This is a genomic window from Nostoc sp. (genome assembly GCF_036916575.1).
Classification (GTDB): Bacteria; Cyanobacteriota; Cyanobacteriia; order Cyanobacteriales; family Nostocaceae; genus Nostoc.
In genome coordinates, this window is sequence record NZ_JBALGC010000143.1 from 1 (window position 1) to 24,329 (window position 24,329).

Below are 24,329 nucleotides of genomic sequence, written 5' to 3' on the forward strand. Positions count from 1 at the left end.
TAATTTGTTTGTAGGTGGTGGTATCCCACAGTTTCACCGTCTTGTCGCGACTTGCAGAAGCCAGCATCTTGCCATCCGGGCTGAAGCTGACGCCATTAACCTCGTCTGTATGCCCAGTTAGGGTTTTAATTTCTTTGTAGGTGGAGGTATCCCACAGTTTCACCGTCTTGTCAGAACTTGCAGAAGCCAGCATCTTGCCATCGGGGCTGAAGGTGACGCCATAAACCCAGCTTTTATGCCTTCCCAAGATGTTTAGTGGGTTCACGCTGTTAACTGTACGCACTAATCCCACTTCCACCTGCGTTCGGGTATTTGCGTCTACCCAAGGTGTACGCCGCATTAGCACAACAGCTTTTAAACTGGTTTTTAAGGCTTCTTGCGGATCTGATTGCAAAACTACATCTAAGGTATTAGCAAGAATATTAATTCTACTTATTGCAACACGCCACCAGTTCACACCGGCTAAACCTGCTAAACCCAAGGATACTATAGAGAAGCTACCTAGCCCGATAATTGTCAGTCGCCGTGTGCGCTCTTGTTCCTGCTTCTCCCTATCCCGTTGTTTTCCGCTAACTTGAATAAAATCTCGCTCCTCCTGCGTCATTTCCTCTGCACGCTTGTGCAACCAATCTTTCGCCACAGTTAACGGCACACCACGCAACAAAGCCCCAGCGTCATGGTTGTTATTTTTCCACTCTCGTAATGCCACCTTTAACCTTTCTTGCCAAGTGCGAAACTGACGGTTAGCATTTATCCACTCTCGCAAAGTTCCCCATTCCCGAATCAGCGCTTCATGCACCACCTCCACCGTATCTTCCGCAAAAGAAATCTCTCCCCCAACCCCTCCTTTTGCTAAGGAGAGGGGTGTCCCAGAGGACTGGGTGAGGTCTTCGCGTCGTCCTGTCACCACCAACCGCGCTTGATATCCCGCCAAATAACTCACCAAGCCCCAATTATCTTCCCCAACCTGCGCATGAGTAGCTATACGCCGAGTATCCTCCGTTCCCTCTCCAGGACACACTAATTGCACAAAAATTCGCTGTGCCTGTTTTTGCTGTGTTCCACTAAGTTGTTGATAAACCTGTTCTGCATGATTGGTGATCGCCTTCTTGACACCGCCAATTTCATCGTATGCGTGGTGAGTTAACACCCGGTTTTCTTGCTTCTCCCACAGTCGAGTTAAAGCAAATTCCAACAAAGGCAAATTACCCGGTTCTTGTCCCACATCATCCAAAATTCGTTGCGTCAGTTGCGCTTCTAATTGCACTTCCAGCTTTTGTGCGGGTAGTGCGATCGCTGCTTTCAGTTCCTCTGGTTTCATCGAACTCAACAACTGAGGTGTATACTGCTGCAACGCATCCCGAAACAAACGGTAGGAAAGTACATAGCCGTAAAAGTCCGCTCGTAACGTGAAAACCAGTGTCATTTCTGGAGAAATAGCCTCCAAGAAAGCGTCAGCAAAGCGTTCTTGTTCTTCCTTCTGGCAAAGGGTATAAAGTTCTTCAAATTGGTCTGCAACCAACAACAGACGTTTACCACCGTTGCCTTCTTTGATGCGAGACGCTACTTGCTGCAAAGTAATTCTACCCTGCTGCATATTACCTGCCAGTCCTGCTGCTTCCCGCAGTAGTCCAGTTTCACTCAGTTCTGGCTCTAATAAACGCACCAACGCACAAGCCAGCTGATAAAAAGGTTGATTACCAGGACGGAAAGATGAAATCAGCCAGTTTCCCTCACTTCGCAACTGCGGAATCAGTCCCGCAAACACGATAGAAGATTTACCACTACCACTCGGACCAACCACACCTACCAAAGGCTGTTTGCGAGTCGTCTGAACTAACTCATTAACAAAAGTCTCCCGTCCAAAAAAGAAAGCTGCATCCTCTTCCCTAAAAGCAGACAATCCCTGGTAAGGATTGGGTGGAATAACATCTGTTTCAAAAGTAGTCGGGACATCAGTTAACTCATTAGTTAATTCATTTTTCTTCAGAACCGGAGTTTGCTGCTCCAAAAAACCTATCATCTGAGAGCAGCCTAATTCATAGGCAAACTCCACATCTTCCCCAGCACCGAGCGCATCGTAAAATGCCACAGCAAAGGCAACAGCTGCTTTATCACCCACAGCTTTATTCATGCCAATGACATATTTTACATATTGGCTAATAGCCTCTGCTTGCACTTCTGAATAACAAGCATTGAGAAGTACGCACTCGACTCCCTTGGTGGCAAATAACTTAAACATACTGGAGAGCGCATCTGCGTTGAGAAACGCTAGCTCATCAGCTTCATTTCCTAAGACAATGCCATCAACGTAAGCACCATGCCCACTGAAGTGAACAATCTGGGGTTGGTAATCTAAGATTGCTCGGTAAAAATCACGCTGACGTACTGCCCACTTCTGCTCTAACCTAAACTGCTTGCGCTTAGAAGCTCGTCTCAACCCTTCATCAATTTCTCGTACTTCCTTATCCAGTTGTAACCTCGAAGTACCTTCCGGATTGGCTGCCAAAATTAAAATTGTTTTGACATCTGGGTTATTACTATGAATTGATTGGGTTGAGTCCATAGAACAAGGGTAAAAGTTTATGCGAAATAGCCAAAAAAGGTGCTACATGAAAAACACTTATACTGAATTCTTATAGATGAAACCGAAATTAACTTATGCACTCATGCAATAGAAATAGAACAGAATAAGAGCAAATTTCTCAGGGAGCATCCCAAATGTTTGAGTTTATTTTAAAACGCAAAGGGCCGCAGAACTTTTCGCTGCGTTTACCTCCGCGCCCCTCTGCGTTTAAAAACGCTACGAATTCATGAAATGCTGTACTTAGAGCCAATGCGCTATGCACGTGCAGTTGGGTGTAAGTAAGTCGGCGGGAAAATTTATAACTATGTAACGAAAATTTAGAGACCATTTATAAAGTAAATCTTTAGAGGGCAAGGCGGCGCAGCATAATACGAGTCATAACAGCATATATCGCAGCTTCGCTCATTTCAGGGAGACGCTCATAATCCTTACTGAGACGACGGTACTGATTAAACCAACCTTTCCTTCAACAAATCTTTTAACGGATCGTTTAATTTTATGAACACCTCAAGCACCTAAAAATGGAACCATCTTTGAATTTACTACAAAAAATAGGGGTGGGGAAGGGGTCAGCCGACGGCTGACCCCTTCCCCACCCCTCTCCGCATGAGAATAATAATTATTCTTATACTGAGTTTTTTCTATATTTTATTTTCTGGAAGTCCCTTAAAAAAAGAGTGTTTAGAAATGTACGTGAATGGTTTAGGATTTCGTGCGATTGAGCGAGTAAAGAAAGTACAGACGCTTGCGGACTCGCTAACGCTTCGCTATTATACGACTGTAATAAATTAGGTGAGAACTCTGGGAAATACCTTGCCTAATTCACCTGAATAGAATGAAATACCATAAATTACTCAAGTTGATGAACTCGAAACTTTTGTAGGTAAAAAAACAAAATTTGGTTGTGGATAGCAGTTGTAGGAGCATAATTCGGGAGTTATAGCTTGGGTTTTAAAAGACCGCAGTTCCAAAACTTTTAAGCTTTTGTGGCAAATTATAAGCTGTTGGCATTCTGATTTTTATGTGACAGATGGTTACCCAGTTTACCCTGGTTTGATCAGCAATGAAGATCATATTGTTAGTAAGACTTACATGACACGAGTAGAAGGCGAAAATAGCCGTTTAACGCTATTCTCTATTCCCCTGCTCTAAATGATTGGGTTTACAGCTTGATTTAAGAGGATTATGATATGAAATTTTTGGATATTTTTTAACTTTTAAGCCTCTAATTGTAACCACGAATACTGTTTATAAATTAATTTGTCAGCGCAAGTAAATTGGCCAGATGTATGATATTCTTTATTTATAGGGAATCTAAACCACTTCAAGCACAAAGGATCTCCAAGCACTTGTGCTGTAGTGAAAAAACCAAATCCCATGCAAATCCCATAAGTTAAGCAATGGTTTGATGAACTGAAGGTCTTGCTCCACAAGTTTCTGGAGGCCTGTGGAAGCACTTGATCGCTAGCAGTTCTAGAGTTCTGGGGAGACTTTGGTCTGCTTACAGTTCATCAATCACTTTTGGGATAAATCCTTGATTTTTTACATATAGTTTTTTTATCAAGTTTTAGAAATAATCAAAGCTTGGGCGAAAAAAAAATAGAACAAGCAGACCATAACAAGATTTGCAATTTAAGCAATTGGATAAAAGAAGTTTAATTCAACATTAATATGGTTGAAAAACCCTAATTATCACAAAAAAAAAATACCCAAACATAAAATTAGTTTAAGATTTACGAAATTTATTATTTATTCGTTTAATACCGATTTGCATATATATTTAAAAAATGTTTTCGATAAGAAACGTTACTTATATGTAAACATACTAATTAATTAACTGCAAAAAAATAGTTAAACATTAGGTTTAATCAATCGAGAAATTGAGAAACTTTTTGTCATTATTATCGTTTGAAAGTTTAAGAAATACATATTATTCAAGGATGTGATGTAAATGAATAAAGCGAAAACAACCCGTAAATCTGTTCATGATCGCATCCTAAATACGGCATCAAGCTTGTTTTATCGAGAGGGAATTCGCAACGTCGGTATTGACAGAATCATCGCCGAATCTGGCGTTGCTAAGATGTCGCTCTACAATCATTTCAAGTCAAAAGATGCATTGATTGAAGCGTGGCTGCGACAACAGGATGAACAGTGGTACGAATGGCTCAAAACCACGATTGAGCAACGAACTTCCAACCCATCCCAACAACTTTTGGCAATATTTGATGCTCTGCGAGAATGGTTTGAAGGCCCAGATTTCCGAGGTTGTGCATTCATTAATGCTTCAATAGAACTAGCCAATGCTGACCACCCTGGACATCGAGTAGCATTAGAACATCAACAATCGATTTACCATTACATCAAAAGCCTAGCTCAAGCCGCAGAATTTTCATCACCGGAACAGTTAGCTAGGCAACTGCTTCTAATCGTGCAAGGTGCGATCGTGGTTGCGATGATGGAAGGAAGTTGGTCAACCGCTTCACAGGCAAAAAAAGTAGCAGCAACGCTAATCCAGACAGCACCAAAGTCTGGTGTTACATGAAGTTTATTTTGTGATTTAATGTAAAAAACCACACTGCAACTTAATTCAGAGCAGTCAGGAGCGTTCGCCAAATTCTTGAAAATTGTGCTTCGGAATTAATTATAGATAAATATATTCAGAAACCTGAAAAAATGCTTGTATGGGATGATGATTTTAATAACGCTCTTTCATCACTCTCATGATAGAATAAAACAATAATCCTTACTACACAAGACTTTCAGTCCAAAGAGATGATTTTGTCCATAATGTTAGAAAATAAAGCTCCAAACCCAGTTTCTGTGCCTTGTTTAGAAGTTAGTTAAAATTTTTATTTGACCAGAGTGATGAAAAAGGGATAACTTTCTTTTGTCACTCTGGGAAGAGTAAAATCAGAAAAGAGGTCTGAAAGCCAGGAGGGGAGGATGACACAGCCAAGAAGCCCCAAACCCAGCATTAAATTTGTGGACGAGTATTGTGCAATCTACCGAAACATATTTCCAGAAGTTAGGAGTTTTGAAAATTTCCGAAACTTACATTTGGGAATGATATCGCAAATAAAAAAGAAAACCTTACCAGAAATAGCCAAGGTAGTTGGGTTAGAGAATCAGCAGTTCATAAATCATTTTTTAACAGGATCACGGTGGTCGTTAAAATCATTAAATAAGCGAAGATTAGAATTAATACTGCGAGTATTAAAGGAGCGATCGCTGATTCTAATCCATTTTGTCATAGCTATACGTAGTAACCACGGAGTTTGGCTACCAAAAGGGCAAAGTGTCAGGTATAACAAATGGCGAAAATTTGACCGTGTTTTCTCGAATGGTAATCAGGAAGTTCGATATATTAGAGAGATTATTTTTGGTAGGCGGTGCGATATTCGTTATTGGCAAGTCACGACGGATACGGAAAAGCTTCCAGAGAATTCAACCTGGTTTTTAATGACGCATGTTCCGGGTATTAAATACTCAGAAGTTGGAAATCTTTACGGGTTACGAGCATGGGTAGAATATGGACTCAAACAAAGCAAAAATGAACTGGGATGGGCAGATTTTCGGCTAACTCATTATCCTCAGATTCAGAGATGGTGGGAAATAGTTTGTAGTACCTATCTCATGGTTAGCCTTCATTCAAGTGTCTTCCAAAAATCTCACAGCTATATTCTCCGAATATTTGCGTAACACCCTTTGTGGGATGAAAGTTATGGTTGGAAGAATATCCTGAATAATTTACGTCTTATTGTTCAACCTTTCATTCTTTTCAATTTGATTAAACCTTGGCTTAAGGTATTTTCTATACCCCAACTAAAAAGCGGATTTTCTTACCTGATTAGCATCATGAATACCTTGCACAATCATCTATTTTTATCCCTTTGGTCAGACTATTTCTCTTTTTCCTCTGCCTAGAGTGACAAAAGAAAGTTAGACGCAGAGAGTAAAAGTTGAGAATAGCTAATTTTTATATTTTGTCTCTAAATTCAGTAGCGCCATTTTTTCTAAACAAAATGTACATCTGCCGCATTAAATGCTAGCTTTATTATTTCATGGGGATACACATCGCTGGATATATGACTTTGAGGTACTCTAGCGATTAAACTTTGTTCCCTGACTTTAACCCAAATAGTATAATTTCTGATACCACGTAAAACCCGTTCCACTCGTCCTTCGATGGTGACTACTTGTGGCTGGTGTGGAATTAAGGAACTTGTATTATTAAGATAAAAAGCATCGCCAGACAGACAACAAGCTGTGATTGGTGTTTTCACTTCGCCAGGGTATAAAAACTCTATAGCATTTGCGAGCTTGATTGAATAACCACGGTTTCCCCGTTCTACCTGGCATGGAATAACATTATCTATCCCTACTAATCTCGCAAGCTGTTCATTAGCTGGTCGGCGCATCAGGGTTTCCAATTTATCATCCTGTACAATACAACCGTCAAATAAAGCGATCGCCCGTTCAGCAAAATGCAATATATCTGTAAAATTATGACTTACTAATATGACTGCCGCTTCCCTAGCTTGGGCCCATTGTCTAATTTTCTCAATAATCTCAGCACGTATTCCCACATCTAAAGAGGCAGAAGGCTCATCCAAAAGCAGCAATTCTGAATCAGCTACTAATCCGCAGGCGATACAAACTCGCTTTGCTTCACCACCAGACAGCGAACGAGCTGAGCGATTTGCCAAGTGTTCGCAGCCAAAAGTTTTAAGTGCAGTATGTACCCTTTGCGGAATCTTGGGCGTTGGTGTTCCCCGAAACTTTAATGCCTTGGCAACATTATTAAAAACAGTGTCATCCAGTAGTAATGTTTCTTGAAATACCAAAGCCGAACGACGACGCAACAATGTTTTATTGGCATTGCGGACATCCTGACCAAATAATTGCATCTCACCACGGTAAGGTTGCAATAGATTGATTGTTCTTAACAAAGTGCTTTTGCCAGCGCCATTAGGGCCAAGCACAGCGACCAGTTCCCCAGGACGGACTGTCAAATTTTCAATTGAGAGGATATTTTTACGTGTTTTACTATCGACGCTAACCTGTTGCATATTCAGGACATACTCTTTAGTACTCATAGAATTTTCCTTTCATGCTGTAGGATAGTTAGCAACACGATAATAGTGTATGTGATGAACAGTAAAATGTAGGCGATCGCCATTGCCACATCGTAGTTTCCTTTTCCTACCTCCGTAACAATTGCTGTTGTTAGAACTCTTGTTTGTCCCTTAATATTGCCGCCCACCATCATCGATGCACCAACTTCTGAGATGACGCGACCAAAACCAGCGATGACAGCAGCCATTAATCCTAAACGTGCTTCCTTAATTAGCAACAAGTTGGCTTGCCACTGTGTCGCCCCCATTGACAATAGTTGCCAGCGTAGTTTCGGATTTATACTGATAATTGCTGTAAAACTGAACCCAGCGACAATTGGCAAAGCAATAATTGTTTGGGCGACGATCATCGCTGTGGGCGTATAAATCAAGTCAAGGTTTCCCAATGGCCCAGACCGCCACAAAAACAGACTAACGATTAAACCGATTACCACAGGTGGCAATCCCATGCCGAAGTTAATCAAACTAGTCACAGCCTGCTTACCAACAAAATCGACTAATGCCAGCCACAGTCCTAACGGTAGTCCCAATAAAACGCTAATAGCTGTAGCTGTTCCAGATACGAACAATGTCATTGTCATCACCTGAAAAACATCACTATTGCCATTGGTTAATAGTTCAAGAGCTTTCAAAGCTCCTTCGATGATTGTATTCACAAATCTGTTAAAGTATACTTAAATATGCAGTAGAGCAACCCTTGATGATTCTAATGCTTTTTCTTTAAAAGCCATAATCTCTCTCTGTTTTACCGCCATCAACATAAAATAGCGGTTGTTTAAACTCTTGTTTCCCGTGCGCTGCAATTAGTTTTTGTCCTTCAGAAGATAAGACATAATTAATAAACGCTTTAGCTCCTGCACTATTCACTCTAGGAAATTTCTGAGGATTTACTTGCATGACATGGTAAAGATTCAACAGTTTCTTATCTCCTTGCATCAGTATCGGCAAAGACAGGTTTTTCTTCTGAAATATATATGTTGCTCGATCTGCTAAGGTATATCCCTGTTTTTGATTAGCGACTTGTAATGTTTCTGCCATCCCTGAACCTGTTTGCTGATACCAACTGCCAGAGGGTGTGACTTTTGCCTGTTGCCATAAATCTTTTTCTAGCTTATTAGTACCTGAGTCATCACCCCGCGATATAAACAATGCTTGATTTTTGGCAATCAGAGAGAATGCTTCTACAGCACTCTTTTTCCCTCGAATCTTTGCTTTATCACTATCTGGGCCGACGATTACAAAGTCATTGTGCATTACCAAGTGGCGATTAATCACCGCACCACCTGCTAAAACTTTGCGTTCGGCTTTCGGTGAATTGACAAATAGAGCGTCAACCTCACCCTTTTCAGCTAAAGCCAAAGCTTGTCCAGTGCCGACTGCAACCTTTTTTAAGGTATATCCTGTTTTCTTTTCAATTGCTGGAACCAAATCATCTAGCAGCCCACTATCCTCAATGCTGGTTGTCATTGCCACGATGACATTTTTATTTGCTGGGGACTGGGCAATGGCTAGGTTTTGCTTGACCAGTATATCACTCGCTTCAGCACTCAGAATCGCCAAGCAACATGCCAAAAATGCAATGAAAATTCTCCGAATCATGGAACCTCTAGGAATATATAATTTATGTCATGCTGTAGGATAGTCAGCAATACGATAACGGTGTATGTAATCAGGAGTAAAATATATGCGATCGCCATCGCCACATCGTAATTTCCTTTCTATACTTCCATAACGATCGCTGTAGTCAGAACTCTTGTCTGCCCATAAGGATGAAAAATTGGAAAATAATGGTGAAACATGCAGTTGAGCAACCCTTGACGATCTAATCAGGGCAAACGCATCAAGAAATGCTGATTTTTTGTTGGTTCTTAACCTTGGTTGCGATCAAGAGTAATTTTGATGCGTTTACCCTGATGAGCTGATGCTCAAGTTTCTTTAAAAGCCGTAATCTTTCTCTGTTTTACCGCTATCTGGATAAAATAGCTGTTGTCCGAACTGTTTTTGCCCGTGAGCTGCAATCAGTGTCTGTCCTTCAGCAGATAAGACATAATTAATAAACGCTATAGCTCCTGCACTATTCACTTTCGGGAATTTCAGAGGATTCACCTGCATGACATGGTACAAATTCAACAGTTTCTTGTCTCCTTGCACCAGTATTGGTAAAGACAAGTTTTTTTGCTGAAATATATATGTCGCCCGATCTGCTAAGGTATATCCCCGTTTTTGATTAGCAACTTGCAAAGTTTCCGCCATTCCTAAACCTGTTTGCTGATACCAACTGCCAGATGGTTTTATATTAGCCTGTTGCCATAAATCTTTTTCTAGTTTGTTAGTACCTGAGTCATCACCCCGCGATATAAACAACGTTTTGTTTTTAGCAATCAAGGAGAATGCTTCTACAGCATTCTTTTTGCCTCGGATATTTGCCTTATCCGTATCTGGGCCGACAATCACAAAATCATTGTGCATTACCAAGTGCCGATTAGTTACCGCACCATCTGCCAAAACTTTGCGTTCGGCTTTAGGTGAGTTGACGAATACGGCATCAACTTCACCTTTTTCAGCTAGAGCCAAAGCCTGTCCAGTGCCGACAGAAATGCTTTTGAGCTTATATCCTGTTTTCTTTTCAATCGCCGGAACTAAATCATCTAGCAGCCCACTGTCCTGAATGCTGGTTGTGATCCCCACAATCAAATTTTTATTCGTTGGTGACTGTGCAATGGCTGGGTTTTGCTTCCCTAGCATCTCACTAGCTTCAGCACTCAGAATCGCCAAGCAACATGCCAAAAATGCAATGAAAATTCTCCGAATCATGGAACCTCTGGAAATATAGGATTTACGCATTGACAGAGTAATAGGGTGTTACACAAAAACACATTGAGACAGCATAGGAGCGATGCCTACGGGAACCCTAAGAGTGATCGCAATTTTTTCCTTAACGTTGGCTATACTTGCGGCTTGTTCGCCATTTCGCAAGCAAGGTGTTGTCGTTAATCTGAATGGCATGGTTATTTATAATAAAGTGATGATTCATGACTTTAAATATTTGCTACAACTTCCCCAGTCTTGCTGATGTCATAACCGCCGAGAATGTGTAATTGCGAGCGCACTAGCCGATTTCCCAACATATTGATAAATTGCTGTACTGGTGCTTCTTCCAAGTATTCCTTGAGAATCACCAAGTCGTATCGCGCACTATGAAGGGGAATAAATCCCAAACCAAAGGTAGCGGCTATAGATGCCGTACTGATACCTGCATCAGCAACTCCTGAAACTATAGATAAGGCAACCTCTTGATGGTTGTGAACGATGCGATTGAGGCTTTTCACAACCTCTAATGGCACTCGTTCTTCTTGAAGTTTCCGTTCTAAAAGCATCCGATTGCCAGAACCCACTTCATGGGTGACAACAGTTGCTCCAAATTCTACTAAGTCGGAAACTGTTTTAATTTTCATTGGGTTTCCAGGTGGAACTAACAAGCCCTCTTCCCAAACCCCAAGAGTAATCAAGACAGCACTCTTATCTATTAAGGCTTCTTGCACAAAGGGAATGTTATGTTCCCCAGTTTGGGGATCGTATAAGTGCATCCCTGCAATGTGAACTTCACCTCGGCATAAACTACGCAATGCAGCCTTGCTATGGGCAAAACGATAATGAACTCGCAGTTGCGGATGCCAGCGTTCAGTTGCTCTTGCTAAAAGGGAAAGCACAGGTGTACAACCAGCAATCACAACTGTGTTGTGCAACTTGTCCATATCATCCAGAAGCCGAACCTGGACTTTATTTGTACCTGTCTGGCTCTGTGCTTCACCCTCAGGGTAAAGCTCGTTCCTCGTTATACTGGGGAACCCGTCCACCCTTAGAGGTGATGCTCCTATGTTGCTACCGCTTGCGCTATCGCCACTCCCTACAATGGGGTGGCTCACTGCAACTACCTCACCATCAGATGGAATCATTTCGATACGAAAAGCATCTCTGGCTAATAGGGGATAAGCTATCCATCGATCCCTAATCCGTGCTAGAATAACTTGTGATTGCTGGTTATCAGGGGTCGAATCGGCAAGAATCGCCTCAATTTTGGGTAAATCCTCCTCTCCTAGCCAGAATAAGTCCTCAACTTGGCAACCAAGTGCCTTAGCTAAACGCAAGGAAATAGTAACAGAAGGCGCACATTGTCCCGTTTCCACAGCACCAATAGTTTGGCGGGTTACGCCAGTTATATTAGCTAATTCTTGTTGACTCATGCCCAGACGATTTCTAATTGCCTTCAGGTTATTGCAAATATTCATATCCTGCTTTATGAGGCTGTTTCTCTCCGTTACAAAAAGCCGTAGCTGACATTGCCAGATTTTTGTTTTTGCGGGAAGTCAAGTAACTTCAGACTTTTTGTTAGTTTATTACTGTTTTTTATCTACCCGTAGCAAGCATACCATACACATCGCTAAAATAATTGCTAAACAATAAAAAGTTTTTCTGGGATTTTCTCGCGATAAGTGTATTTATAGCTACATATTTTTTTACTTTTTGTAGTAAAGATGAACGATTTGAAGCCGAAAAATTTTCAGGCAACGTACCTGTGTCCAGATGTTAACCATCAGATTTTTATTAGCGATCGCGTGTTCAGATGGCGTTGCTTAAGTAATAAATCCGCTCCAAGGTTATGTGCCAATGCAGGCGCACAACGCTTGCAGCCTTGAGGCAAGCGCATGATTCACACTTGGATTTAGCAACGCCCAGACAAAATTTTTATGCAAGTGGTGAATTTAAGGTATCCCTTTTTATGGTTTTCGGATAATGCTACAAAATAGCTACCTGGTTGTAGGCAGAGGACACATTGGTTTAGCAACAGCTGTCTATTTGAGTACTCAAGGATATAGTGTTTACCTTTTCTCTCGACGTTCTTCTATTGTTGCCCAGACAAGAACCATTCACTCAATTGGATCGGTTTCTCCCGGAAGTTATCGAGTTGCAGCTTGTTCCAATAACATTTATGAGTTGGCGGCACTAAATGGTGGTAAGCTACCACTCAATGTATTGATATGTTGTCGCGGTCAAGACATCGAACCCTACGCCAAGATTTTAGCTGAATATGTCAATCCTCAAATGAATATTCTGGTTTTCTGTGCTAGTCGCTTTGCAAGTCGAGTTTTTTGTCAGGTACTCCAGAGATTGGGAATAGCTAGGGAACAGTTGCCTGTTGTGGCTGATGTCAATAATACTCCTTTTGTCAGTCGCAGTAATATGGAGGATCGAGTTAAGATTAGTACGCTCACTAAAAAGTTCTTTGTGTCAGCTCAGAATCAAATGATGACAGATCGGATTGTGAGCGCTTACCAAACTGTCTTTAGTAATTTATGCGCTGCGACCTCGGTATTAGAAATTAATCTCAATAAAGTTAATGACATTATCCACCTTCCCTTGCTTCTGACTTCATTAGCTAAATGGGAATCTGGTGAGGATTACAACCCTTATCATAACCTTGGTCACCGTACTGTTGGACTTATCGACCACCTAGATCGCGATCGCATTGCAGTAGGTGAAGCACTGGAAGTGCCTAACTTAATTGATATCAAAAGCCACTATCAAATCGCATACGGAACCACGGGATCGTCCCTTTACGAACATATGCAGCAGGTTGGAGCCTACTCCAGTACGACGCTGTATAATCCTCATCACCGCTATTTAGTTGAGGATCTGCCTTATGGCTGTTTTCCCCTACAAGTATTAGCTCGCCTAGCTAGAGTAGAAACACCATTTCTAGACAGTTGCATCACAATCGGAAATAAGTTCCTTGACATCCCTTTGGAGTGGAACGCTGAGTTTCTAGAATTGGATCGGCATCAGCTCGCTCAAGAACTTTAACTCATCGAACTCACGTTTTCTTAGTATTGTAGAAATTGGTAGAATTGACTATCTCATAATCCCGTTGAAGAATTGAAAAGTCATGATGGCTCAAAACAATGCCAATGGCAACATCCATCATACTTTGCGATTTATTCAATTTCTCTTCCAAATAAATCTGCCAATAAACTTTCACATCACTTTCGAGAATTGGCTTTTCAATTGCTGTAACAACACCGTCTTGCTTGGGATAAATCGAGTAAGCACTGTACTTCCACTTATTCTTGTCCTTGAGAATGATGTCAGGGGAATCTCCAATCTGTAATTGGAGATGTAACTCGTTTAGACATACCCCTTGATATATCTCAAACATTCTTGAGACAAGCTCTCCAGGACTGCGTGCAGCTACTTCCATCAGAATTGGTTCTTCGCTACCTTCTTGTAAGAAGAAATCAATATTGATTACACCATTTTGGGGATAACCGTGTTCTAAACTTTGTAACGTGTTAATTGAAAATTGCCAAAGTTTCTGAAATTCTGGCTCTTCTTCTCTAACAACAATATTGCCGATTCGAGCGCCATGAATAAACTCATCATTCGGTCGATAGTGCTTACAAGCAGCAAAATAACAAGGTTGACCATTTTTGATCACAACACTTGTATTGTATAATTGACCTTTAATGAATTCATTGAATTCAAATTCTTCATCTGAATATGCATTGCTGTTACACCAAGCTTTCAAATCATCAACAGTATGGATTATTTTAGTTTTTTCACTTCCAGTTCCAGTAACTGGTTTGATAAAGATGTGATTACCTAGTTCTTGTTGAACAAAATTTAAGTATGAAACTGGCTCTTGACGGTATTGGTCTTGAGCAAAAATCAGATACTTTGGTACTCGAATTAAGGAATTTTTCAGGGCAGATTTGAGGTAACTCTTATCGCTAAACTGACGGATTGTTGCTGGGCGATCGCCTACCAAATTTAAAGCTTCACGTAACTGTGCAGCTAACAATACTGAATATTCATCATTGGTAACAATCCGATTGTTATCCAAAAGTTTATAATTAGTCTGAATCTGTTGATAAGTTTGGAGCAGATTTTGCAAATTATAAGGTTCTACAATCTGCACAAGATCCAAGTACTGATACTGGGAGGGTACAACCTTACTGAGTCCTCGTCTACTACAGAGTAAAATCAGATTTCTATTATCCGATTGGATATGCTTAAAATCAGTTTCGTAGGGAAGCATATCATGCAGTACAAAAACAGTCTGTTTATTGCTATCTACCTTACTACTGTCCAAGGCAACTGGATTTACCTCCTCATGGAGCATTTTTTGTATCAATTGGAGAATTTCCTGTGAACATCCCCATGACAGAGTTACTCCTGACCCTCCATGTCCATAATTATAAAATACGTGTGTGTTTAAAACTCTTTCTACACAAACATTTTCCTCTGTTAATGGCCGTAAACCAGTCCTAACAGGCTCCTTCTCATCTAGTGGGAGTTCTCTTAATTCCTGTAGAAACTCCAAACAACTATCATACATCTGTCTGATAATTGGAACCTCAAGAGATAGGTTTGTATCCCATTCGTCTTGCTGCGTTAATCCTCCCAAGACTACCAAATCATCCCCTTTAGGAACTATGTAAACGATGTCTTGCTCATTTGAAGAAGATTCTTCGTGGGAAATACAATGAGCGTCTGTGACAACTTTCCCCAGATTCTTAACCCTAACAAGTGCGCCCCTCAAGGGATACATGGAAGTATCCCCTGTAGTTGCGATCGAACCTAGTCCAGCACAGTTAACAATTGCTCTTGCATTAAAACGATGAAGTAATTCCTGTTCATTTTCAACTACATTGGTAGTGATTTTTTCCTGGATAATCTCACATCCAATATTCTTTACGTATTGAAGTAACCACTTCATGTAAACATCGGTGTTTGTCATCGGAGCCATGTGTTTATAAGCATCTTTTATACCTCCTTTAAAACTCAAATCAATCGTTTCTTTGACAATCTGTAAGCCTCTTTCAAATCCATCAACCTTATCCTTCAACTCATTCATTTTGCGAAGGTCATCAGGTCGATTTTCCAAAACATCCTTGAAATAGAAATACGCATCCCTTAAATAAAGTCCTGTTTCTTCTGAACCAAACTCTGCGTGTATTTTCTTGAATTTATTATAAGTAGTCATACACCACTCTTTGGAGCGTTCCAGAGACCTGGGAGCACCATGACTACCACAGACTGCCGGTGGCCATTCCCACAATGCACCTGCCACAATAGACGTTAAATCTGGGGCAAAACGATCTGCAACAATCACAACACTAAAACCTGCTTCTCTCAAACATATAGCAGTTGTGAGACCACTTACTCCCGCCCCAATTACTAAAATATTTACATCAGTGTCCGGCAATAGGTTACTCATTAAAGATTCTCGCTTTTTTTGCAGTACAAATCAAATGCATTAGCTTGGTCAATTAATAATATTAACTTGAGTTTTTTTAGCTCGATTTATGGTTAATATATTTTTAGCATTTAGTATTTATTGCGAGTATTACTTAGCAATATTTTCGATTAATAATTAAGAGGTTATCTTAAAAGTGATATGTTGTGATTTTAACCGAATTATTACCCCCCTTAGTCTCCCCTTTATAAGGGGGGAAACTGGTTCCTCCCCTTTCCCTTTATAAGGGGAGGGTTAGGGTGGGGTAAGAAAATAGACTTCTTGCATAAATATTTTTTGCCTCATGCAGAGGCGCAGAGGCACAGAGAAAGTGTCTAAAATCAGGACTTTTGCAAGAGGTCTATTGTGTATCAACTTGTGGGTGATAATAGTCCTGAACGTATTTACTAGTAACTTCTAGCAGTGAGGTGTGACCTTCAGGACTTAACTGTGGGAACTCTGATATTGCAGTATTGATATAAGAGGTAAAATCGCTTTGACTGGGACTGAAGAACTCTTGCCCGATGACAAGTGTGGTATAAGTTTCAGACATTTTAGTGCTGAATCCGTGGTTGGTGAGTCCATCAACGATGTAGCGAAATATCCAGTTAGCGTCAGGGTCGTACTCAATAAATTTAGAAGCGACAGCTATGAAGTCTTGGTATTGAGTCATTGAGGGTTACTCCTTCGGTTGTGTTGGCTTTTCTCCCGTTAACAACACAAAACATGGTTACACTTTTGCAGGCTTTATTCATTAACTATTCGTTTCATTTCAGTAGGTGCGAGAAAACTGTCTTGTTCGCAACAGAAGGCAATTATGCCGCCGCACCTGTGGCTGAAAATGAAAAAGAGAAAACCAATTTACAGGTATTGAGAGCAAAGGTTGTCTTAATGATGACCCAGTTTTGATGATGTTAACCAGGAAGTTGCTGCTTCGATATCCGCAGTGTAAGATTGCAATTGTGAATGAGGTGTTGGTTGAGTGGGAGGGTTAACGATTTTAGTTGCCAAATTAGTGCTGTTGGTAACAGTTTTCGTTTCTTCCAAAGCTTCTCGACCTGTAATCAATCTAGAGCGACGATTACGAGTGATATAACTCCATGCCCACTGAAATACTACTACTAATTTAGTGTCAAACTCGATTAAGAAGTAGATATGAACGACTAACCAAAATATCCAAGCAACCAAACCTTGGAGTTTAATGAAGCTTAAATCTACAACAGCTAAATTTTTGCCAATCATCGCCAAACTACCTACGTCATTGTAACGAAATTGTGGTAGTATTTGACCTTGAAGGCGTTTTTGAACGAGTTTAGCTACATATTCTCCTTGTTGTTTGGCTACGGGTGCAACACCAGGTAAGGGTTTGCCATCTTGATGAGAGAAGTTGCCTAAATCTCCGATGACAAAGATGTTTTTATAACCCTTAATCGTCAAGTCTGGTTCTACAATCACACGCCCAGAGCGATCGCACTCTACACCTGTGCGGTTTGCTAAAACTTGCCCCATAGAGGAACCTTTCACACCTGCTGCCCATAATATAGTTTTTGAGGCAATTTCTTCAACTTCATCGCCTTGCTTAAAAGTAACGATATCATTTTCAATATTTGTCACCCTGGTGTTTGTTTTGACTACCACACCCAACTTTTGCAAGGATACTTTTCCTACTTCTGATAACTGTGGTGCCATATGAGGGAGGATGTGCTGGCCTCCTTGCAATAACAAAATCTTAGTTTCTGAGGTGTCGATGTTGCGGAAATCTTCTTTGAGAGTTTTATGTGCCAACTCTGCGATCGCACCCGCTAATTCCACACCTGTAGGGCCACCACCGACAATTACAAAGGTCAACCAAGCACGGCGTGTTTCGGGATCGGTTTCTTTTTCTGCTGCTTCAAATGCCGAAAATATCCGGCGACGTATTTCTATGGCGTCTTCAACAGTTTTCAAGCCAGGAGCCAATGGTCTCCAGTTATCGTGACCATAATAGAAATGGTTAGCACCTGTGGCAACAACTAATGTATCGTAGGGTATTGTTCTATCACCCAGAATAACTTCTTGGGTTTCTGGATCGATATCATTTACTTCTCCCAAGAACACTCGTGTATTTTTGCTTTTGCGGAATACAGATCGTAATGGTGAGGAGATATCAGCAGGTGATAGCGTACCTGTGGCAACTTGATATAAAAGCGGCTGAAATAAATGAAAGTTACGTTTATCGATGAGAGTAACATTAACATTCGCTTTCTTGAGAGTCTTTGCTGTATACAGTCCACCAAAGCCTCCACCAATGATTACAACCTGATGTGGTACGTTCTTCTCAAGTGAAACTACCATAAAAAATATTTCCTTGTGTTAAAAGCCTTGTAACTTCTCTTAACAAAGGTGTAGCAGAATTATGATCTTCGTTGCTGTTTATTTAGAACAATTGAAAAATAATGAAAGTAGTCAAAGTTATACCAATTTTTTAGAATTAGGCAACAGATTCAAAATCTTCCTACCAATAATTCCAGGGTGTTATCTTTTTACCCTCGTATTTAGTCTAGACTCCAGTTATTTAAACACACAAAACGCGGGTCGGCTTCTAACTTCATAGAATCAGAAGCTTTTTACATATCAATACCTTCACCAAAAAGAGAGCTATAGATTAGTCACATCTTTCTTAGCAAAAAAGGGAAAGAATAATTACTTAAATAATCTGGTTACGATAATTTTTAAATAGCTCTTGAGTAGTAATTATTGCAGGGAGAATATTAATGAAATACAGCTAAGAAATTATAAAATATTGTACTCAGAAAATATTTTTTTCCTGCCACTCGCTAATGTAGGTCAGTCTCTGTAAACTTAATTTATTAATAAAATATTATTTCAGCTATATGTACGCTAAGAACTAGTTTATATTTATTATTAAAATGCTGCAATTTATTCATTGGAGAGTTAGCTAGTGACACAAACAACTCAATACGCATACTATATGCAGGCTGACCAACGCCCTAGTACCAAGGAGCCGATAGAACTCTCACCTCTAGTCGGTAACTGGATCAATACTAAATCGGATACTAATTATTTGGTGCGGGTAGTTCTGACTGAGCAAGACGGTCGCCTGACGTTTCAAGGTTATGGAGCCAACGAACCCAATCCAATTGACTGGGGTAAGGTTGAAGCAGTGCCTTACGCTGCGGGAACCTCACTTATAGCAGCAGGATTCCACGCTTTTTACAAGTTAGACGGGGTTGAGACACATTTGGTGGCAAACCAAAAATTGGGAATCTTGGTCATTCAGTCCTATACCCGCTACGTAGATGGTAGCGGTCGAACCGATCATTTTGCCCGTGAGTTTTATCATCGTTAGTTACAAGAGGAAGATTTTAAGATGGAGCGAAACGAAATTTACGGAAACCAGCCCCAGGACAATGCGATCGATTTCACGCCTTTTTTAGGAACCTGGATAAACTCGAACACAAAGACTAAATGGATCGAGAAATTTATCTTAACCAAGCATAATGAGCAAATTATTATGCACGCTTATGGCGCCCAGTCTCTCAAAGATTGGGGTGAGACTGAGGTGACACCGTTTGTAGATAATATAAATGAGAAAGCTTTCAGTGCGAAATTTGATCGCGATTCAGTAGAATCCTTGTTAGCAGCGAACATGAACAAAGGTTTGTGGGTCATTGCTGCCTTTCACAAGTTTAAGGATGGCAGCCAACCCAATTTTCTCTGTCGAGAGTTTTACTATCAGGTGGACTAAAAGAGCTTCACAAGCCTTGCTGTACAAAAAGTCTAGAGTTTAACACCAAAGACAACGTGTACCCATCTAAACGCTGGAACTAAAAGCCTTATCATTATCCATATTTTCAAGGACTGGGTGATAAGGGATTTCCAAAAAATAAAATCCTCACTCAAGAGGAATGATAATAATTGTAGAGGATGGGGAGTTAGAGCTGTTGATCGCAGTCCTGACTCCCTTTTTGTAATAAGTTCAACAATGTATACAGGACTTACGGCACTGAAGCCTGAAACCTAAATCCCCCTAGAACACCGATAAAATCGGATCGTTGTCTTTCAGGATTTTGAACAACTCCTACCTTGGCAGACTGTGCTGCAAAATGTTATTTATGCCCTTGAGACTACAGGTAAAGCTGCTGGTAAAGCCGCCATTGCTGAAGCTGTAAGATATCTTGACTTAGTGGGAGTCTCAGCAGCTGTTAATAAATATCCCCATCAGTTATCAGGAGGGATGAAACGTAGTTAAGTTATCACTAATATAGTTAGAACAGTCTGTCTATTTTCATTATAAATATCGTGTGAATCTCAAAATAATTATATTTTTTTACCTAGACAAAACTGTCTGTTTATAACTTGACTTATCCTAAAAAAATTAACGTCACTTTACGATATTGTCATAAATTTTACTATTATTATTTACAATCATTGTTAAGATTTGAAAGTCAAGTGAATTCAAGAATTTTTATTCCAATCATGCAAAGACTTAAACAATATTTTTTGTGTAGCTTGACAAATTAAATGACTGTCTGCCAAATGAGTGTCAGCGCTCAAGCCAAAGAACGATTTTCAAAAACTTTATGTTTGTGCTGTCAGTAGCAAAAACTGTAATTAGTAAGATGCGTGCTACTCGAATTAAAGATTTCAGCTATTGCTTATTAGAGCAGATTTTAGGCTAATAAATAACTTTGTTAAAGACACTACGCCTTTTTACTCCTAAATCTTGACTCTTTTGTATTAATCTTCAGTACGAGGAAACGCATGAAAAATACTCAAGTAACAACTAACGAACCACTCAACGAAACAGCTTGCAAATATAAGCAAAAAAAATTGAGTGACAAGAAAAAACTAACTTGCACAAAACTACCACAACCAGGTGCAAGCCAAGGAAATTGTCCTTTAGATGGAGCGATGGTTTCTGTCGGAGCTATTACTGATGTTGTTCATTTAGTACATGGTGGTATTGGTTGTACTCATAATCCTTGGGCAACTCATGGTAGTCTCTCGTCAGACTCTCAATTATATCAAACTGCTTTTACTACTGATTTTGGCGAGAATAATGTCATTTTTGGTGGTGAAAAGAAACTGTACAAAGCTATTCTCGATGTTGCTCAACGCTATAATCCTGCGGCTATTTTTGTCTACGCTACTTGTATTACCGCTTTGATTGGTGATGATATCGATAGTGTCTGTAAACTTGCTGCACAGAAAATTGATATTCCGGTTATCTATATAAATTCTCCTGGATTTTTGGGTAGTAAAAATTTAGGTAATCATATTGGCAATGAAACTTTATTGAAATATGTAATCGGAACCGCAGAACCAGAATTTACCACCCCTTTCGATATCAATATTGTTGGTGAGTACAACGTTGCTGGTGATTTGTGGAATGTTTTACCACTATTCGAGAGATTGGGTATACGCGTTCTCTCCAAAATTACGGGTGATGCTCGCTATCAAGAAATTTGCTATGCTCATCGTGCCAAGTTGAATGTAGTCATTTGCTCAAATGTTGTGCTGCCAATGGCGCAAGCAATGAAAGAACTTTATGGAATTCCTTATATTGAAGAATCTTTCTTCGGTATAAAAAACTTAAACCATTGCTTGCGAAATATTTCAGCAACATTAGGGGATAAATATCTTCAACAACGTACAGAACGGTTAATTGCACAAGAAAACGCAACTCTAAATATTGCACTAGCTCCCTACCGTGCGCGGTTGAAAGGTAAGCGGATTATTCTTTGTACTGGTGGTGTAAAAATTTGGTCGATTATTTTAGCCGCTAAAGATTTGGGAATGGAAGTGATTGCTAGCACTAACGCTAAGACCACACAAGAGGAGAAAGCCAAAATTAAACAATATCTCGGTCAAGATGGCATTATTTTGCACGAAGCAACCCCGCAAGCACTATTACAAGTACTGAAGGATACAAAAGCTGATATCTTGATTAGTGGGACTGGCAATAAATATACAGCACTCAAAGCCCAAATTCCTTTTTTGGATGTTAACCATGAACGCCATCATGCCTACACCGGTTATATAGGGTTGATTGAACTGGCACGACAATTGTATGAAGCTTTATATAGTCCTGTGTGGGAGCAAGTTACCAAACCTGCTCCTTGGGATGAAAAAATCTGGCATTGCTGAATTTTACGAGTTTGTAGCGAATTTTCTTTGGCAAGACCTGCGTTCCTTTGCGCTAGCAGTCGCTCATAGGGAGCCACTCCGTTGCGGTGAGTCCAGTGCTGCGGGAGGGTTTCCCTCCGCAGGCAACTGGCGAACCTGAAGGGGGGTTCCCCCCGTTGAAGGAAGTGGCGTGGAAACCAGGGGGTATGCCAAAATACGTGGCAAATGGGACAAGTTGTAAATAATTATTAAAATTACTTGCTTTAATATCCATACATTGGGTCAAATGTCTAGTTATTCAGATTGCTTCAAGGTCATGCAACGCCCGTTCAGTAATCATTTGAATGTATTCAGACTTGGCATCAGTGTATGCTTGGCGATCCGACGCGAACTTCTGCGCCAGTTCACGTTTGAGGAGTGCATATCTATGCGCTTCGGAGGAATATTTGATCAGGTAGTCACGAAACAATAGGTGACGACGGAGTTCCTTGCTATCGCGTGGGCAAACATAGAGGTGGTGGCGCGGTGTGTTCGATGGCCAGAGAAAGGCTTCGCGCCCTTTGATACCGAGATCGCCCTGATGCTCATATCCAAGGGTGGCGAGTGCAAGGATAGTAGCTCTAATGCAGGCAGTTGATGGCACCACTACATCCATGTCAATAATTGGCTTGGCAGCAAGTCCAGGCACGGATGTGCTGCCAACATGTTCGATAGCTAACGCGCTTTCGCCAAGAATTTCAGCCACAGGAGTTTTCAACTTCTCAAAGAGTGAGGGCCAGCTAGGATCATATTCAACAATGACAATCTGTTCAGGCATTAAAGAAGTGCCACCCCCTAATAAACATTATGTAATTTTGATCAAAATTACTCTGTTAAATTAGCACCCTTATCTATAATTAATCTGTCCAAAACTTTATTATAAATATCCTACTCCGTAAGGTTTTCTTGGCTAGTTGAGTTGCTGTTGAAATAGGCACGATCGCACGATTGCCCTATAATCTCCTGACCAATTGAAGCCAAAACGCGATCGCAATTATCGTGCAATACATAAAAGGACAAATCTCGCAATATTCGCTCCAAAGGACTCGGTTGAATCAAGGAGCGAGCTCCACAAGCATTTATACAGTCATTTACCGTTTCTAAAGCCAGTTGTTCAGTTATATAACGGGCACGATTGCCTGCTTGTTTCGCCTGTAAAACCTGGCTTGTTTCCCAAAGAGTGGCTACTTGCCGCAGCCAGAGATGCATAGCATCTATATTAATTGCTGCCTTAGCAATTCGGTGTTGTATGTAGGGGTCGTGTCCTTTTTCTTGTTTGTTGATGTATGCTAAAGCATAATCATAGGCTCCTTCAGCAGCTCCTAGAAAAGCAGCGCCATATTGAGGTGTAAACCGCGTTTGCCACTCCTGCTCGATATACTGTCCTGGATAGCCAATCAAGTTTTCTTTAGGGATGAAAGTATGTTCAAAGCGAACTAAGTAACTCACTGTACCTCTCATTCCTATTGGCTGCCACCAACTATCATCAAAGCTAATACTAGGGTCGGATAGATTGCAGGCTAGTAATAATACTGATGTTAGTGAGCTATTACTATGACGCGCTCCCCCAGCAGTTTCTGTGTTGACCAAGAGAATTGCCCACTGTGCTTCTGGGGCACTGGTGGCGAATACCTTTGTGCCATCAATGATGTATCCCTCATCTACCACTTGCACACTTGTGCCAAGGCTGGCTTTTTGACCTGGAATCTGAGATTGAGGTTCTCCACTCCAAGCCGCCCATATCTCGCCACGCTGGACAATACCCTCAAACCAGCGCATTTTCTGAGACTCATTAGCCATAGCCGTTAGTAAAACTTGGGCATTTGCGTGTCCTTCCCAGCAACGGGCTAGGGATAAATCCACTTTTGCCAGTTCCTTAGTCATCATCCACAGGGTAAAGATATCGCGATCATGTCCTAACCCTAGACCACCGTATTCAGTTGGCACAGCAGGCGCATTCAAACCTGCTTGAAAAAGGTCTGCAAAATCTTCTTTTGGAAAGCTAGCATTGTGGTCATAACTAGCGGCGCGAGAGGCGAACTTATCGCTTGCAAGTTGGCTAATACGCTCAATCAGATTTAGCTTGTTGAGAGTTAGATTGAATATCATCTAATAGAGTTTCATAAACTTGTTTTTAGTAGCT

Annotated in this window: 18 protein-coding genes and 3 pseudogenes; 8 read left to right on the top strand and 13 right to left on the bottom strand. The window is 40.7% G+C overall.

Going from position 1 to position 24,329, the window contains the following annotated elements; translation table 11 throughout:
• A partial coding sequence (locus V7L29_RS31810) for an NACHT and WD repeat domain-containing protein (RefSeq protein ID WP_334737993.1) occupies positions 1–2,566 on the bottom strand: 2,566 nt, incomplete at its 3' end.
• A 364-nt stretch (positions 2,567–2,930) separates the two neighbouring features.
• Positions 2,931–3,047, bottom strand: a pseudogene (locus tag V7L29_RS31815) (transposase); the annotation flags it as partial.
• A gap of 206 nt (positions 3,048–3,253) precedes the next feature.
• Between V7L29_RS31815 and V7L29_RS35705 the strand changes: the two are divergent.
• From V7L29_RS35705 to V7L29_RS31825, 3 genes and pseudogenes are all read left to right on the top strand, one after another.
• Positions 3,254–3,712, top strand: a pseudogene (locus V7L29_RS35705) (IS1 family transposase); the annotation flags it as partial.
• A gap of 826 nt (positions 3,713–4,538) precedes the next feature.
• Positions 4,539–5,132 carry a TetR/AcrR family transcriptional regulator gene (locus tag V7L29_RS31820; protein WP_334693179.1) on the top strand — a complete coding sequence of 198 codons (594 nt, stop codon included), beginning with the start codon at positions 4,539–4,541 and terminating at the stop codon, positions 5,130–5,132.
• 401 nt (positions 5,133–5,533) lie between these two features.
• A pseudogene (locus tag V7L29_RS31825) lies at positions 5,534–6,514 on the top strand (IS701 family transposase).
• Positions 6,515–6,603: 89 nt separating this feature from the next.
• Here the strand turns inward: V7L29_RS31825 and V7L29_RS31830 are convergent.
• The 6 genes from V7L29_RS31830 to V7L29_RS31855 all read right to left on the bottom strand — a co-directional run bounded on the left by V7L29_RS31830 (position 6,604) and on the right by V7L29_RS31855 (position 12,014).
• Positions 6,604–7,686, bottom strand: coding sequence for an energy-coupling factor ABC transporter ATP-binding protein (locus V7L29_RS31830; protein WP_334737994.1), 1,083 nt, complete (start codon positions 7,684–7,686; stop codon positions 6,604–6,606).
• Positions 7,683–8,381, bottom strand: a complete 699-nt coding sequence (locus V7L29_RS31835) for an ABC transporter permease (protein ID WP_334737995.1) — start codon at positions 8,379–8,381, stop codon at positions 7,683–7,685. The genes V7L29_RS31830 and V7L29_RS31835 overlap by 4 nt, the downstream gene beginning before the upstream one ends.
• Positions 8,382–8,445: 64 nt before the next feature.
• Complete coding sequence (locus V7L29_RS31840) at positions 8,446–9,324, bottom strand: substrate-binding domain-containing protein (protein ID WP_334737996.1); 879 nt, start codon at positions 9,322–9,324, stop codon at positions 8,446–8,448.
• Positions 9,325–9,660: 336 nt separating this feature from the next.
• Positions 9,661–10,539, bottom strand: coding sequence for a substrate-binding domain-containing protein (locus tag V7L29_RS31845; protein ID WP_334737997.1), 879 nt, complete (start codon positions 10,537–10,539; stop codon positions 9,661–9,663).
• Positions 10,540–10,587: 48 nt separating this feature from the next.
• A complete protein-coding gene (locus V7L29_RS31850; RefSeq protein ID WP_334737998.1) occupies positions 10,588–10,731 on the bottom strand; it encodes a hypothetical protein in 144 nt (47 codons plus the stop codon).
• 32 nt (positions 10,732–10,763) lie between these two features.
• Positions 10,764–12,014, bottom strand: a complete 1,251-nt coding sequence (locus tag V7L29_RS31855) for a substrate-binding domain-containing protein (protein ID WP_334737999.1) — start codon at positions 12,012–12,014, stop codon at positions 10,764–10,766.
• Between the two features lie 505 nt (positions 12,015–12,519).
• On the opposite strand from V7L29_RS31855, the gene V7L29_RS31860 reads away from it, so the two are divergent.
• The gene (locus tag V7L29_RS31860; RefSeq protein ID WP_334738000.1) at positions 12,520–13,587 is read left to right on the top strand and encodes an NAD/NADP octopine/nopaline dehydrogenase family protein; all 1,068 of its coding nucleotides are present in this window, start codon (positions 12,520–12,522) and stop codon (positions 13,585–13,587) included.
• Between the two features lie 10 nt (positions 13,588–13,597).
• Here V7L29_RS31860 and V7L29_RS31865 read toward each other — a convergent pair whose 3' ends face one another.
• The 3 genes from V7L29_RS31865 to V7L29_RS31875 form a co-directional block, all read right to left on the bottom strand.
• Positions 13,598–16,000 (bottom strand): FAD-dependent oxidoreductase, encoded by a 2,403-nt coding sequence (locus tag V7L29_RS31865; RefSeq protein ID WP_334738001.1) that lies wholly within the window; start codon positions 15,998–16,000, stop codon positions 13,598–13,600.
• A gap of 379 nt (positions 16,001–16,379) precedes the next feature.
• Positions 16,380–16,691, bottom strand: coding sequence for a hypothetical protein (locus tag V7L29_RS31870; RefSeq protein ID WP_334738002.1), 312 nt, complete (start codon positions 16,689–16,691; stop codon positions 16,380–16,382).
• 215 nt (positions 16,692–16,906) lie between these two features.
• Positions 16,907–18,352, bottom strand: coding sequence for an NAD(P)/FAD-dependent oxidoreductase (locus V7L29_RS31875; RefSeq protein WP_334693170.1), 1,446 nt, complete (start codon positions 18,350–18,352; stop codon positions 16,907–16,909).
• 607 nt (positions 18,353–18,959) lie between these two features.
• Here V7L29_RS31875 and V7L29_RS31880 point away from each other — a divergent pair.
• The 4 genes from V7L29_RS31880 to nifE all read left to right on the top strand — a co-directional run bounded on the left by V7L29_RS31880 (position 18,960) and on the right by nifE (position 22,168).
• Positions 18,960–19,367, top strand: coding sequence for a hypothetical protein (locus V7L29_RS31880; RefSeq protein ID WP_334693169.1), 408 nt, complete (start codon positions 18,960–18,962; stop codon positions 19,365–19,367).
• A gap of 21 nt (positions 19,368–19,388) precedes the next feature.
• On the top strand, positions 19,389–19,766 hold the full coding sequence (locus V7L29_RS31885) for a hypothetical protein (protein WP_334693168.1): 378 nt from the start codon (positions 19,389–19,391) through the stop codon (positions 19,764–19,766).
• Between the two features lie 348 nt (positions 19,767–20,114).
• Positions 20,115–20,270 (top strand): hypothetical protein, encoded by a 156-nt coding sequence (locus tag V7L29_RS31890; RefSeq protein ID WP_334738003.1) that lies wholly within the window; start codon positions 20,115–20,117, stop codon positions 20,268–20,270.
• A gap of 512 nt (positions 20,271–20,782) precedes the next feature.
• Positions 20,783–22,168: a nitrogenase iron-molybdenum cofactor biosynthesis protein NifE gene (nifE, locus tag V7L29_RS31895; protein ID WP_334738004.1), complete on the top strand. Its 1,386-nt coding sequence runs from the start codon at positions 20,783–20,785 to the stop codon at positions 22,166–22,168.
• Between the two features lie 277 nt (positions 22,169–22,445).
• Here nifE and V7L29_RS31900 read toward each other — a convergent pair whose 3' ends face one another.
• Complete coding sequence (locus V7L29_RS31900) at positions 22,446–22,964, bottom strand: GrpB family protein (RefSeq protein WP_334693165.1); 519 nt, start codon at positions 22,962–22,964, stop codon at positions 22,446–22,448.
• 110 nt (positions 22,965–23,074) lie between these two features.
• Positions 23,075–24,295, bottom strand: a complete 1,221-nt coding sequence (locus V7L29_RS31905; protein ID WP_334738005.1) for an acyl-CoA dehydrogenase family protein — start codon at positions 24,293–24,295, stop codon at positions 23,075–23,077.
• Between the last annotated feature and the right edge of the window lie 34 nt (positions 24,296–24,329).

Excerpts from the sequence above, each read along its gene's own strand:
- V7L29_RS31820 (WP_334693179.1), top strand. The coding sequence starts at position 4,539 with ATGAATAAAGCGAAAACAACCCGTAAATCTGTTCATGATCGCATCCTA.
- V7L29_RS31830 (WP_334737994.1), bottom strand. The coding sequence starts at position 7,686 with ATGAGTACTAAAGAGTATGTCCTGAATATGCAACAGGTTAGCGTCGAT.
- V7L29_RS31840 (WP_334737996.1), bottom strand. The coding sequence starts at position 9,324 with ATGATTCGGAGAATTTTCATTGCATTTTTGGCATGTTGCTTGGCGATT.
- V7L29_RS31845 (WP_334737997.1), bottom strand. The coding sequence starts at position 10,539 with ATGATTCGGAGAATTTTCATTGCATTTTTGGCATGTTGCTTGGCGATT.
- V7L29_RS31850 (WP_334737998.1), bottom strand. The coding sequence starts at position 10,731 with ATGCCATTCAGATTAACGACAACACCTTGCTTGCGAAATGGCGAACAA.
- V7L29_RS31855 (WP_334737999.1), bottom strand. The coding sequence starts at position 12,014 with ATGAATATTTGCAATAACCTGAAGGCAATTAGAAATCGTCTGGGCATG.
- V7L29_RS31860 (WP_334738000.1), top strand. The coding sequence starts at position 12,520 with ATGCTACAAAATAGCTACCTGGTTGTAGGCAGAGGACACATTGGTTTA.
- V7L29_RS31865 (WP_334738001.1), bottom strand. The coding sequence starts at position 16,000 with ATGAGTAACCTATTGCCGGACACTGATGTAAATATTTTAGTAATTGGG.
- V7L29_RS31870 (WP_334738002.1), bottom strand. The coding sequence starts at position 16,691 with ATGACTCAATACCAAGACTTCATAGCTGTCGCTTCTAAATTTATTGAG.
- V7L29_RS31875 (WP_334693170.1), bottom strand. The coding sequence starts at position 18,352 with ATGGTAGTTTCACTTGAGAAGAACGTACCACATCAGGTTGTAATCATT.
- V7L29_RS31885 (WP_334693168.1), top strand. The coding sequence starts at position 19,389 with ATGGAGCGAAACGAAATTTACGGAAACCAGCCCCAGGACAATGCGATC.
- nifE (WP_334738004.1), top strand. The coding sequence starts at position 20,783 with ATGAAAAATACTCAAGTAACAACTAACGAACCACTCAACGAAACAGCT.
- V7L29_RS31900 (WP_334693165.1), bottom strand. The coding sequence starts at position 22,964 with ATGCCTGAACAGATTGTCATTGTTGAATATGATCCTAGCTGGCCCTCA.
- V7L29_RS31905 (WP_334738005.1), bottom strand. The coding sequence starts at position 24,295 with ATGATATTCAATCTAACTCTCAACAAGCTAAATCTGATTGAGCGTATT.